We start from the raw sequence: 11,806 nt of genomic DNA on the forward strand, positions 1-11,806 counted from the left end.
ATGCTGGCGCGAGCGCCGACACCAAGGCTACTTCTGCCAGCTCTTCACCAGTTCGTCGTAGTTGATGGTGATCGGCTTTTCCTTCTCGTTCTCGATCTTCAACTGAGGAGCGAGATTGCCCTTCTTGACCGCGTCGGCGTTCCAGTAGGCGAGGTCATGCTCTTCGGCCATCTTTGGGCCGATATCGCCCTGGACGCCCGACTTCTCGATGCGGCTCATGACCTTTTCCTGTTCGCCGCAGAGCGAGTCCATCGCTTCCTGCGCGGTCTTGGCGCCCGACGACGCATCGCCGATCGCCTGCCACCAGAGCTGTGCCAGCTTCGGATAGTCAGGCACGTTGGTGCCGGTCGGCGACCACTGAACGCGGGCCGGCGAACGGTAGAACTCGATCAGGCCACCGAGCTTCGGAGCCCGCTCGGTGAAGCTCTTGTCGTGGATCGTGCTCTCGCGGATGAAGGTCAAGCCGACATGGCTCTTCTTCACGTCGACTGTCTTCGAGGTGACGAACTGCGCGTAGAGCCAGGCGGCCTTGGCGCGGTCGGTCGGGGTCGACTTCATCAGCGTCCAGGAGCCGACGTCCTGATAGCCGAGCTTCATGCCGTCCTTCCAGTAGACGCCATGCGGCGACGGCGCCATGCGCCACTTCGGCGTACCGTCGTCGTTCAGCACCGCCTTGGCGCCGGCATCGACCATCGAAGCGGTGAAGGCGGTGTACCAAAAGATCTGCTGGGCAACCGCGCCCTGCGCCGGAACCGGGCCGGATTCGGAGAAGGTCATGCCCTGGGCTTCCGCCGGAGCGTAGGCCTTCAGCCAGTCGAGGTATTTCTGGATCGAGTAGACGGCGGCCGGGCCATTGGTGTCGCCGCCGCGCGCCGTGCAGGAGCCGACCGGACGCGAATTCTCGTCGACCTTAATGCCCCACTCATCGACCGGCAGACCGTTCGGCAGGCCCTTGTCGCCATTGCCGGCCATCGACAGCCAGGCGTCGGTGAACCGCCAGCCGAGCGACGGGTCCTTCTTGCCGTAGTCCATGTGGCCATAGACCTTCTTGCCGTCGATCTCGCGGCCGGTGAAGAACTCGGCGATGTCCTCATAGGCAGACCAGTTGACGGGAACGCCAAGGTCGTAGCCGTACTTGGCCTTGAAGTCCGCCTTGTTCTTCTCGTCGTTGAACCAGTCGTAACGGAACCAGTAGAGGTTCGCGAACTGCTGGTCGGGAAGCTGATAGAGCTTCTTGTCCGGAGCGGTCGTGAACGAGGTGCCGATAAAATCCTTCAGGTCGAGGTTCGGGTTGGTGACATCCTTGCCCTCGCCCGCCATCCAGTCGGTCAAATTGCGCACCTGCTGGTAGCGCCAGTGGGTGCCGATCAGGTCGGAATCGTTGACCCAGCCGTCATAAAGGTTCTGGCCCGTCTGCATCTGGGTCTGGATCTTCTCGACGACGTCGCCTTCCTGGATGACGTCATGCGTGATCTTGATGCCGGTGATGGCGGTAAAGGCCGGCGCCAGCACCTGCGATTCATACTGGTGCGTGGCGATGGTTTCCGAAACGACCTTGATGTCCATGCCGGCGAAAGGCTTCGCGGCATCGATGAACCACTGCATTTCGGCTTCCTGGCCAGCGCGGTCGAGCGTCGAGAGCGGGCCGATTTCCTTGTCCAGGAAAGCCTTTGCCTCGTCCATCCCGGCATAGGCATTGCCCACGCCCAGCAACAGGACAAGGGCCGTCGTTGATGTTAAAAATTGCCTTCGCATGTGTTTCCTCCACAGTTTTAAGGTTCAAGTGCGATCTGGAGCGGCCGCCGGCACGCGGTCGCTCCAACAGTTTCCCCCTCTATACGTAGCGGAACACGCCAATGGCGTAGACCACGGAGAGAGCGAGAGCCCACCACAGGTTGGATCCGACAAGACCCAACCAAGCGAGATGGATAAAGGCGCTGCCAAGCAGCGACAGGAAAAGACGGTCGCCGCGCGTTGTCTCGAAGCGCAGCACGCCGACGCGCGGATTGCCGCCCGGCGAGGCGCATTCCCACGCCGCCATGCCGCACAGCAGCAGAAGGATGGTCCCGAAAAAGGCCGCCGTCGGCCACGTCCACGCCATCCAGGTGAGGTCGAAATTCATCGTCAAACCCTCCCCAGGGCGAAGCCCTTGGCGATATAATTGCGCACAAACCAGATGACGAGCGCGCCGGGGATCAACGTCAGCACACCGGCGGCGGCGAGCAGACCCCAGTCCATGCCAGCGGCCGAAACCGTGCGGGTCATGGTGGCGGCGATCGGCTTGGCGTCGGTGGTGGTCAGCGTACGGGCGATAAGCAGTTCCACCCACGAGAACATGAAGCAGAAGAAGCAGGCCACGCCGATGCCGCTGGCGATCAGGGGCATGAAGATTCTGACGAAGAAGCGCGGGAACGAATAGCCGTCGATATAGGCGGTTTCGTCGATTTCCTTCGGCACACCCGACATGAAGCCTTCGAGGATCCACACCGCCAGCGGCACGTTGAACAGGCAGTGCGCCAGCGCCACCGCAATGTGCGTGTCGATCAGGCCGAAGGCCGAATAGAGCTGGAAGAACGGCAGCGCGAACACCGCCGGCGGCGCCATGCGGTTGGTCAGCAGCCAGAAGAACAGGTGCTTGTCGCCGAGGAAGCGGTAGCGCGAGAAGGCGTAGGCTGCCGGCAGCGCGGCAGCCACCGAAATCACCATATTCATCACCACATAGGTGATCGAGTTGATGTAGCCCGAGTACCAGGAGGCGTCGGTGAAGATGGTGACGTAGTTGGCGAGCGTCGGCTGGTGCGGATAGAGCGTCAGCGAGGAGACGATCTCGGCATTGGTCTTGAAGCTCATGTTGATGAGCCAGTAGATCGGCAGCAAAAGCACGACGATGTAGATCGTCGGCACGATCCACCACCAGCGCGATTCCTCGCCGCGTTTGCGCATCAGCCGGGCGACCTGATCCTGCGACAGTGTGCTCGCCAGTTTGCCCGCTGCTGTGGTCTCGCTCACTCTATCGGCTCTTTCGTTGGCGCCGGTCATCTCAGCGCTCCGCGTCGTAGTTGGTCATCACGGTGTAGAAGACCCATGACAGCAGAAGGACGATGAGGAAGTAGACCAGCGACATGGCTGCGGCCGGACCGAGGTCGAACTGGCCGAGCGCGGTCTTGACGAGGTCGATCGACAGGAATGTCGTCGAGTTGCCGGGACCGCCGCCGGTCACCACGAAGGGTTCGGTATATATCATGAATGAGTCCATGAAGCGAAGCAGCACGGCGATCAGCAGCACCCTGTTCATCTTCGGCAGCTGGATGTAGCGGAACACCGCCCAGCGCGAGGCGCCATCGATCTTGGCCGCCTGATAGAAGGCATCCGGAATGGAGACCAGGCCGGCATAGCAGAGCAGCACGACGAGGCTGGTCCAGTGCCAGACATCCATGATGATGACGGTGACCCAGGCATCGAACGGGTCCTGCACATAGTTGTAGTCGATGCCGAGCGCGTTGACGTAGTAGCCGAGCAGGCCGATGTCGTTGCGGCCGAAGACCTGCCAGATGGTGCCGACGACGTTCCACGGAATCAGCAGCGGCAGCGCCATCAGGACCAGGCAGACCGGCACGCCCCAGCCCTTTTTCGGCATGTTGAGCGCAATGAAGATGCCGAGCGGCACTTCGATCGCCAGGATGATGAAGGAGAAGATCAGGTTGCGGACCATCGCTTCCCAGAAGCGGCTGGAAGACAGCAGTTCCTCGAACCACTCGGTGCCGGCCCAGAAGAAGACGTTGTTGCCGAACGTGTCCTGCACCGAATAGTTGACGACGGTCATCAGCGGGATGACCGCCGAGAACGCCACCAGCACCAGCACCGGCAGCACCAGGAACCAGGCCTTGTTGTTCCAGGTCTTTTCCATCTATGCCCCCATCTCGACGCGCCAGGAATCGGCATAGATGTTGATGCCGGCCGGCTCGAACCGCACCTTCGGATCGGCCGGCACGGTCTCGTCCTCGCCGATGACGGCCGCAATCTCGCGGCCTTCGAGCTTGGCGCGGACCACCTTGTGGCGGCCGAGATCCTCGACCTTGCTCACCTGCACGGCCATGCCGTCGCGGCCAAGCCGGACATATTCGGGACGGATGCCGAGTTCGATGGCGCCGCTGCCCGCTTTTGGCGCGCCCGGCAGTTCGATGCGCTGCGAGCCGAGCGTCGCCGTCTTGCCGTCGATGGCCACCGGCATGACGTTCATGCCGGGCGAGCCGATGAAATAACCGACAAAGGTATGGCGTGGCCGTTCGAACAGTTCGGCCGGCGTGCCGATCTGGACGATGCCGCCGTCATACATGACCACGACCTGGTCGGCGAAGGTCAGCGCCTCGGTCTGGTCGTGGGTCACATAGACCATGGTGTAGCCGAAGCGGCGGTGCAGCTGCTTCAGCTGCGAGCGCAGCACCCATTTCATATGCGGGTCGATGACGGTCAGCGGCTCGTCGAACAGGATGGCGTTGACGTCGGAGCGCACCAGCCCGCGGCCGAGCGAGATCTTCTGCTTCTGGTCGGCGGTCAGGCCCCTCGCCTTCTTCTTCGCCCAGGACGCCAGGTCGATCATCTCCAGCGTCTCGCGCACCTTGCGGTCGACATCGGCTTCCGGCACGCCGCGATTGCGCAGCGGGAAGGCCAGATTGTCGTAGACGGTCATGGTGTCGTAGATGACCGGGAACTGGAACACCTGCGCGATATTGCGCTCCTGCGTCGACAAATTGGTCACGTCCTTGCCGTTGAACAGCAACTGACCGTGCGACGGGTGCAGCAATCCCGAAATGATGTTGAGCAGCGTGGTCTTGCCGCAGCCCGATGGCCCGAGCAGCGCATAGGCGCCGCCGTCCTCGAAGGTGTGGTGCACTTCCCTGAGCGCGAAATCGGCATCCTTCCGAGGGTTCGGCAGATAGGAATGCCTGACATGGTTGACGTCTATGCGTGCCATATCTTTCCCCTCAAGCCGCCAGCTTCGGCGCGGCCACGGCACGGCCGTGCTCGTCGAAGACCATGATGTGGCGCGGATCGATGAACACCTCGATCTCGGCGTCGGGTTCGAAGTCGCGGATGCCGTGGCTCAGCATCACCCAGCGTGCATCCGCGAAATCGAGATGGATGAAGCTTTCCGAGCCGGTGATTTCGGTGATCGTCACCTTGGCGCGCACCGGCACAGCGGTGGCATTGGGCCGATCGAGCGACAGGTGATGCGGCTGAAAACCGACCGTGTACATGGCATCGGCAATGCCGGCGAGATCGGCGGGCACCGGCAGTTTGACCCCACCTTCGAGCAGGAAATCCCCACCTTTCTTGGCCAGCACGATGGTGTTGAGCGGCGGGTCGGCGAAAGTCTTGGCCGTCACCAGATCGACCGGTTTGCGGAACACGTCGATGGTCGGTCCGAACTGGGTGATGCGCCCTTCGGAAAGCGTCGCCGTGTTGCCGCCGAGCAGCAGCGCTTCGTGCGGCTCGGTCGTGGCGTAGACGAAGATGGTGCCGGCGGCGGCGAAGATCCTGGGCAATTCGGCGCGCAGTTCCTCGCGCAATTTGTAGTCGAGATTGGCGAGCGGTTCGTCGAGCAGCACCAGGCTGGCGTTCTTGACGATGGCGCGCGCCAGTGCGGTGCGCTGCTGCTGGCCACCGGACAGGCTCAGCGGCGTGCGGTCGAGATAGGGCGTCAGCTTGAGAAGTGCTGCGGCATGGCGCACTTCCTTGTCGATCTTCGCCTGATCGGTTCCCGCCACCCTGAGCGGCGAGGCGATGTTCTCGTAGACGGTCATCGCCGGATAGTTGATGAACTGCTGGTAGACCATGGCGATCTTGCGCTTCTGCACCGGCACGCCGGTGACATTCTGGCCGTCGAACCAGATCGAACCGGAGGTTGGCACGTCGAGGCCGGCCATCAGCCGCATCAGGCTGGTCTTGCCCGAAAGCGTCGGTCCGAGCAGGACATTGAGCGAGCCGTGCTGGAGCGTCAGCGACACATCGCTTATATGCGCGACAGCACCGACCGTCTTGGTGACGTTTCTCAGTTCCAGCATGACGCCTCCTCCCAGGCCTTCCGCATCAGCTCAAACCCCTCTTCATTCGGCAGCCGCGACATGGCGCCGGCTTATGCCGTGCATGAATTCATCGAGAGCCGCCACCTGCTCGCGGCTGAGATGCAGACCGCGCTTGGTACGGCGCCACAATACATCTTCCGATGTGACGGCCCATTCGTTTTGAACGAGATAGCGCACCTCGGCCTCGTAGAGATCGGCGCCGAAGTTGCGGCCGAGATCGACGTTCGATTTGGCCAGCCCCAGCAGCATCCTTGCGCGGGTGCCATAGAGCCGGGTCAGCCGGCGAGCCAGGCGCGCGTCGAGGAACGGATAGGCAGTCTTCAGTTTCGCCACTTCGGCATCGAAACCGGTGGCCGGGAAATCGCCGCCCGGCAACGGCGCGTTTGCCGTCCACGGCTTGCCGCGTTTACCCAGAAAACCCTCGATCTTTTCCAGCATCGATTCCGACAGCCGGCGATAGGTGGTGATCTTGCCGCCGAAGGCGTTGACGATCGGGGCGGCACCCTCGCCGCCATCGGCCTTGAGCACATAGTCGCGCGTCGCTTCCTGCGCCTTGGAGGCTCCGTCATCATAGAGCGGACGGACGGCCGAATAGGTCCAGACGATGTCCGAACGCTTGACGGCTTCAGCGAAATATTCGCTTGCCGCGGCGCAGAGGTAGTCGATCTCGGTGTCGCTGATCCTCACGTCATGCGGATCGCCGGGGTAATCCTGGTCCGTGGTGCCGATCAGGGTGAACTCTTCTTCGTAGGGAATGGCGAAGATGATGCGACCATCCCTGTTCTGGAAGAAATAGGCGCGCGGATCGTCGAACTTCCTGGCGATGACGATGTGGCTGCCCTGCACGAGGCGGACATTGTGCACATCGTTGAGGCCGACGACGCCGGAAAGCACATGATCGACCCAGGGGCCGGCGGCATTGACCAGCAGGCGCGCCTTGATCTCCTCGGTCTCGCCGGTCTGCAGATCCTCGACCTGGACCGTCCACAAGCCGTTTTCGCGGCGCGCGCCGGTCACTTTCGTGCGGGTGCGGACCGTTGCGCCGCGGTCGGCCGCATCACGTGCATTCAGCGCCACCAGCCGCGCATCATTGACCCAGCCATCCGAATATTCGAAGGCCTTCTTGAATAGCGGCTTCAAAGGCTTGCCGGCCGGATCCCTGGCCATGTCCAGCGTCCGGGTCGCCGGCAGCAATTTGCGCCCGCCAATGTGGTCGTAGAGGAAGAGACCGAGCCTGATCAGCCAGGCCGGGCGCAGGCCCTTGGCATAGGGCAGCACGAAGCGCATCGGCCAGATGATGTGCGGCGCGTTCTTCCAAAGAACCTCGCGCTCCATCAGCGCTTCGCGCACCAGGCGGAATTCGTAGAATTCGAGGTAGCGCAGGCCGCCATGGATCAATTTGGTCGAGCCCGAGGAGGTCCCGCTGGCGAGGTCGTTCATCTCGGCGAGAAAGACGGAAAAGCCACGCCCGACGGCGTCGCGGGCGATACCGCAGCCATTGATGCCGCCGCCTATGACGAAAATGTCACGGATCGGAGATGCGTCCACAAATTCCTCCAGCGATTTCGCATTGCACCATTTTTGGGCTTTTACGAAACCGTGTCGGAATTATTTCGAAATGATAACGAATGTCAAACGAAATATCACGGGCGCGTGATATCAGCTGAAAACCGCCTAGGCGAGCGACGTCTCGATCAGCTGAACCTCGGCCTCCTGGCAGATCTTGCGCACCGAGGGGATGTCGCAGCGGTCGGTGATGAAGGTGTTGACCTGCGACAGATGGCCGATGCGCACCGGTGCGGTTCGCTCGAATTTGGTCTGGTCGGAAACCAGGATGACATGCCTTGCATTGGCGATGATCGCCTGCGCCACCTTGACCTCGCGAAAATCGAAGTCGAGCAAGGCGCCGTCATGGTCGATGGCGGATGCGCCGATCACCGCGTAATCGACCTTGAACTGCCTGATGAAATCGACCGCCGCCTCGCCGACCACACCGCCATCGGAACCGCGCACGACACCACCGGCGATCACCACTTCGATCGACGGATATATCCGCATCCTATTGGCAACATTGATGTTATTGGTGATGACCATGAGACCGTTGTGATCGAGCAACGCCTTGCTGACCGACTCGGTCGTGGTGCCGATGTTGATGAACAGCGAGGCGTTGTCGGGGATCAGCCTGGCTGCCGCACGGCCGATCGCCTCCTTCTCGTCGGCGGCAATCTTGCGTCTCGCCTCATACTCCATGTTCTCGATGCCGGAGGGGTACAGCGCGCCGCCATGGATGCGCGAGAGCAGCCGCTGGTCGCACAAATCGTTGAGGTCCTTGCGTATGGTCTGCGGCGTCACATTGAAGTGGTTGGCCAGATCATCGACCAGCACGCGGCCGTGATCCTTGGCCATCTGGATAATCTCGGCATGGCGCGGCGACAGATACATGGGCAACCTCCCGTTTTCGTTTTTCTTGTCTATAGTCGAAAACGAAACCGATGAAAAGGCAGAAGCCGGCTAACGAAATCAGCGACCCAGGCCACGTGCGATTTCAGTAATCACCACAAAAGCCGTTTCGACATCGGCGGCGGTCGCCTCGAACTGTCCGACCTGGAACCGGATTGCGATCAGTCCATCAACCTTCGTCTGCGTCAGGTAGATGCGGCCATCGTCGTTGATCGCATTGACAAGGCGCAGATTGTGCTCGTCCCCGTCGGTTGCGGTCTTGTGCCGGAACGAGAACAACGACAGCATCGGTTCGCTGACGATCTCGAAATCCGGCTCCCTTGCCAGCCGCGCCGCCAGCCCTTCGCTCCACGCGACATGATTGCGGATCATCGTGCGCAGGCGTTCCAGGCCATGGGCGCGCAGCAGGAACCATAATTTCAACGCGCGAAATCGCCTGCCGAGCGGTACCGACCATTCGGAATAGTTGATGATGCCGTCATGACCGTGCGTCTTCAGATAATCCGGCTTGATGGCCAGCGTCCTGACATGGCTTTCAGGGTCGCGCAGGAACTGGATCGAGCAGTCGAACTGAGCACCCAGCCATTTGTGCGGATTGAAAACGATCGAATCGGCGCCTTCGACGCCTGTCCAGAAATGCCGATATTCCGGACAGATCATCGCCGATCCCGCCCAGGCGGCATCGACATGGAGATAAAGCCCATGCCGCCGTGCCACCTCGGCAACCGCAGCAATGTCGTCGGTGCCGCCAGTGCTGGTGCCGCCGACGCAAGCGATGATGCCCGCCGGCAGCATGCCGGCTTCCCGGTCGGCGACGATTGCCGCCTCGAGCACGGCCGTGTCCATGGCGCGAAAGCGGCCGCTGACGGGAATGCGCACGAGATTGTCCTCGCCGATGCCGGACACCCAGATCGCCCGGTCGATCGAAGTGTGCACCTGGTCGGAGGAGTAGATGCGCAGCCGCGCCTGCCCTGCCAGGCCCTGTTTGTTGCCTTGCCAGTCGAGTGCCCGTTCGCGCATGGTCAGCACCGCGGCCAACGTCGCCGATGAGGCTGAATCCTGGATTACGCCCGAGAAGCCTTCCGGCAGACCGAGCGCCTGGCGCATCCAGTCGACGGTGCGCGTTTCGAGTTCGGTCGCCGCCGGCGACGTCTGCCACAGCATGCATTGCGCGGCCATCGCCGAAACCAGATATTCCGCCACCACCGAAACCGGCGCCGCATTGGCCGGGAAATAGGCGAAGAAGCGAGGATGCTGCCAATGCGTCATTCCCGGCAGGATCTTCTCTTCGAAGTCGGCGAAGATCCGGTCCATCGGTTCGGCGTCTTCGGGCGGCGAAACCTCGATGTTTCTAGAAATGGCGCCGGGTTCTACCAGTGGCCGCACGGGGCGGTCGCGCAGATTGTTGCGATAGTCAGCGCCCCAGTCGGCGGCCCGCCGCGACCATTGCCGGAAATCATCATTGTTCATCCTGTCCTCCCGACATGATCCATCGCTACCATCCGTCGCGGTTGGTCTCTTATTAATTAACGCGTGAAATATATGCAACCAGCAAGAGATGCCGCACGCCTCAGCCAGGGAAATCCGGCAGGCTGGCAAAAGCCGTCTTCAGCGCATTCGACCAGCCATCGGAGATCGTGCGGTAATACTGGTCGTCCTGGCCGATCCGCTTCTTCAATCCGACCTTGAAAGCGTCCTTCTCCAGGAAGAGCAGGTCGAGCGGCAAGCCGACAGACAGGTTCGACTTCAACGTCGAATCGAACGACACCAAAAGCAGCTTCACCGTCTCGGCGAGGCTCATCGTCTTTTCGTAGGCGCGGATGATGATCGGCTTGCCGTATTTGGTCTCGCCTATCTGGAAGAACGGCGTGTCATCGGTCGATTCGATGAAATTGCCTTCGGGATAGATCATGAACAGGCGCGGCTCGCTGCCCTTGATCTGACCGCCGAGGATGAAGGACGCATTGAAATAGGAATCCGCCTTCTCGCCAGCGGGTGACGAATTGGCGATGACCTCCTTGACCGTGTCGCCAACAATGCGGACCGTTTGGTACATCGACGGCGTTTCGAGCAGTGTGGAATGTCTTTCGGAGATTGCCTTGGTGCGCTCGTCAAGCAGGCTGACCACGGCCTGCGTCGTCGCCAGATTGCCCGCCGACATCAAAACGATGACGCGTTCGCCCGGCTCTTCCCAGACATGCATCTTGCGAAAGGTGGAGATGGAATCCATGCCTGCATTGGTGCGCGTGTCGGACATGAACACGAGCCCGCGGTCGATCTTCAGGCCAACGCAATAGGTCATGGAATCTCTTCTAGAGCAATTCCAGGAAAAGTGTGAAGCGGTTTTCCGTCCGGAATTGCGTTAAAACAAGGGGATAGAGCGGTTCGGCGTTTCCTTGAAACGATGAATCGCTCGGCAGCAATCTTGCGGAGGATTACTGCTCCACCGTGACGGTGACCGCAAGCTGTTCTTCCGCCTGTCCCAGCCGAATTCCCGACACCGGCGTGGCGTCGCGGTAATCGCGGCCCGTCGCCACCTTTACATAGCGCTCGTCGGGCGAGATGCCATTGGCGGCATCGAAGGCAACCCAGCCGAGACCCGAAACATGCGCTTCGGCCCAGGCATGGCTGGCCGCCTGCTCGACCGTCGCATCCAGCATCAGATAGCCGCTGACATAGCGGGCCGGAAAGCCCATGGCACGGGCGGCGGCGGCAAAGATATGGGTATGATCCTGGCAGACCCCGGTCTTGAGCGCCAAGGCTTCCTCCGCCGGCGTCGTCGCATTGGTCGTGCCGGGCGTGTAGGCGACGCGCTCTCCGATGACAGCCATCAGCCGGTGCAGCCGTTCGATGTCGCTGCCCTTACCAACCGATGCGGCGAGTTCGCGGATACCGCTGCCGATCACCGTCAATGGTGTCTCATGGCTGTACAGCCAGAGCGGCGTGAAGCCCTGGTGTGGCCCCGAGACGCCCGCGGTGTCGCGCGTCACCACTTCGCCCGACGCCTCCACCGTGATGAAGTCGCGCTCGCCCTCGACGCTCAACAGCCTTGTGTCGTTGCCGAAATGGTCGACAAAGCGGACCTCTTCGCGCGCGCCTTCGATCGCCAGAGCCCAGGACAGAACGGTCTGCGTCGACCCGCTGACCGGAAGCAGCCGCAGCCGCTGCAACAGATAGTGCACCGGCGTATCGTAACGGTACTCAGTTCGGTGGGTAATCTTCAGCCGCATGCTTCTATTCCGTTTGTGAGCGCGATCTCC

The 11,806-nt window shown here is 61.6% G+C and carries 11 protein-coding genes; all 11 read right to left on the reverse strand.

The features are described 5' to 3' along the window. Positions 1–27: 27 nt before the first annotated feature. The 11 genes from P3C39_RS08195 to P3C39_RS08245 all read right to left on the reverse strand — a co-directional run bounded on the left by P3C39_RS08195 (position 28) and on the right by P3C39_RS08245 (position 11,776). On the reverse strand, positions 28–1,755 hold the full coding sequence (locus P3C39_RS08195; RefSeq protein ID WP_013531807.1) for an ABC transporter substrate-binding protein: 1,728 nt from the start codon (positions 1,753–1,755) through the stop codon (positions 28–30). Positions 1,756–1,834: 79 nt separating this feature from the next. Continuing rightward, complete coding sequence (locus tag P3C39_RS08200) at positions 1,835–2,122, reverse strand: DUF2160 domain-containing protein (protein WP_275953091.1); 288 nt, start codon at positions 2,120–2,122, stop codon at positions 1,835–1,837. Positions 2,123–2,124: 2 nt separating this feature from the next. Continuing rightward, entirely contained in the window at positions 2,125–3,039 is a 915-nt protein-coding gene (locus P3C39_RS08205) for a carbohydrate ABC transporter permease (protein ID WP_013531809.1), read from the reverse strand. 1 nt (position 3,040) lies between these two features. Continuing rightward, positions 3,041–3,907 carry a sugar ABC transporter permease gene (locus tag P3C39_RS08210; protein WP_013531810.1) on the reverse strand — a complete coding sequence of 289 codons (867 nt, stop codon included), beginning with the start codon at positions 3,905–3,907 and terminating at the stop codon, positions 3,041–3,043. Next, positions 3,908–4,975, reverse strand: coding sequence for an ABC transporter ATP-binding protein (locus tag P3C39_RS08215; RefSeq protein ID WP_013531811.1), 1,068 nt, complete (start codon positions 4,973–4,975; stop codon positions 3,908–3,910). Positions 4,976–4,985: 10 nt separating this feature from the next. Beyond that, a complete protein-coding gene (locus P3C39_RS08220) occupies positions 4,986–6,065 on the reverse strand; it encodes an ABC transporter ATP-binding protein (protein ID WP_064995842.1) in 1,080 nt (359 codons plus the stop codon). 42 nt (positions 6,066–6,107) lie between these two features. Next, positions 6,108–7,634, reverse strand: a complete 1,527-nt coding sequence (gene glpD / locus P3C39_RS08225) for a glycerol-3-phosphate dehydrogenase (protein ID WP_013531813.1) — start codon at positions 7,632–7,634, stop codon at positions 6,108–6,110. A gap of 126 nt (positions 7,635–7,760) precedes the next feature. Then, on the reverse strand, positions 7,761–8,528 hold the full coding sequence (locus P3C39_RS08230; protein WP_013531814.1) for a DeoR/GlpR family DNA-binding transcription regulator: 768 nt from the start codon (positions 8,526–8,528) through the stop codon (positions 7,761–7,763). Between the two features lie 78 nt (positions 8,529–8,606). Continuing rightward, positions 8,607–10,016 (reverse strand): aspartate aminotransferase family protein, encoded by a 1,410-nt coding sequence (locus tag P3C39_RS08235; RefSeq protein WP_275953092.1) that lies wholly within the window; start codon positions 10,014–10,016, stop codon positions 8,607–8,609. Between the two features lie 100 nt (positions 10,017–10,116). Then, entirely contained in the window at positions 10,117–10,848 is a 732-nt protein-coding gene (locus P3C39_RS08240; protein ID WP_013531816.1) for a peptidase, read from the reverse strand. Between the two features lie 133 nt (positions 10,849–10,981). Then, positions 10,982–11,776 carry a transglutaminase family protein gene (locus tag P3C39_RS08245; protein ID WP_063172085.1) on the reverse strand — a complete coding sequence of 265 codons (795 nt, stop codon included), beginning with the start codon at positions 11,774–11,776 and terminating at the stop codon, positions 10,982–10,984. Positions 11,777–11,806: the final 30 nt, after the last annotated feature.

The sequence above is a fragment of the Mesorhizobium sp. XAP4 genome, from assembly GCF_029269325.1.
Classification (GTDB): Bacteria; Pseudomonadota; Alphaproteobacteria; order Rhizobiales; family Rhizobiaceae; genus Mesorhizobium; species Mesorhizobium ciceri.

Bases quoted from the DNA above. Each gene is read 5' to 3' on its own strand.
- P3C39_RS08245 (WP_063172085.1), bottom strand. From the start codon at position 11,776: ATGCGGCTGAAGATTACCCACCGAACTGAGTACCGTTACGATACGCCG.
- P3C39_RS08240 (WP_013531816.1), bottom strand. From the start codon at position 10,848: ATGACCTATTGCGTTGGCCTGAAGATCGACCGCGGGCTCGTGTTCATG.
- P3C39_RS08215 (WP_013531811.1), bottom strand. From the start codon at position 4,975: ATGGCACGCATAGACGTCAACCATGTCAGGCATTCCTATCTGCCGAAC.
- P3C39_RS08235 (WP_275953092.1), bottom strand. From the start codon at position 10,016: ATGAACAATGATGATTTCCGGCAATGGTCGCGGCGGGCCGCCGACTGG.
- P3C39_RS08220 (WP_064995842.1), bottom strand. From the start codon at position 6,065: ATGCTGGAACTGAGAAACGTCACCAAGACGGTCGGTGCTGTCGCGCAT.
- P3C39_RS08205 (WP_013531809.1), bottom strand. From the start codon at position 3,039: ATGACCGGCGCCAACGAAAGAGCCGATAGAGTGAGCGAGACCACAGCA.
- P3C39_RS08210 (WP_013531810.1), bottom strand. From the start codon at position 3,907: ATGGAAAAGACCTGGAACAACAAGGCCTGGTTCCTGGTGCTGCCGGTG.
- P3C39_RS08195 (WP_013531807.1), bottom strand. From the start codon at position 1,755: ATGCGAAGGCAATTTTTAACATCAACGACGGCCCTTGTCCTGTTGCTG.
- P3C39_RS08200 (WP_275953091.1), bottom strand. From the start codon at position 2,122: ATGAATTTCGACCTCACCTGGATGGCGTGGACGTGGCCGACGGCGGCC.
- P3C39_RS08230 (WP_013531814.1), bottom strand. From the start codon at position 8,528: ATGTATCTGTCGCCGCGCCATGCCGAGATTATCCAGATGGCCAAGGAT.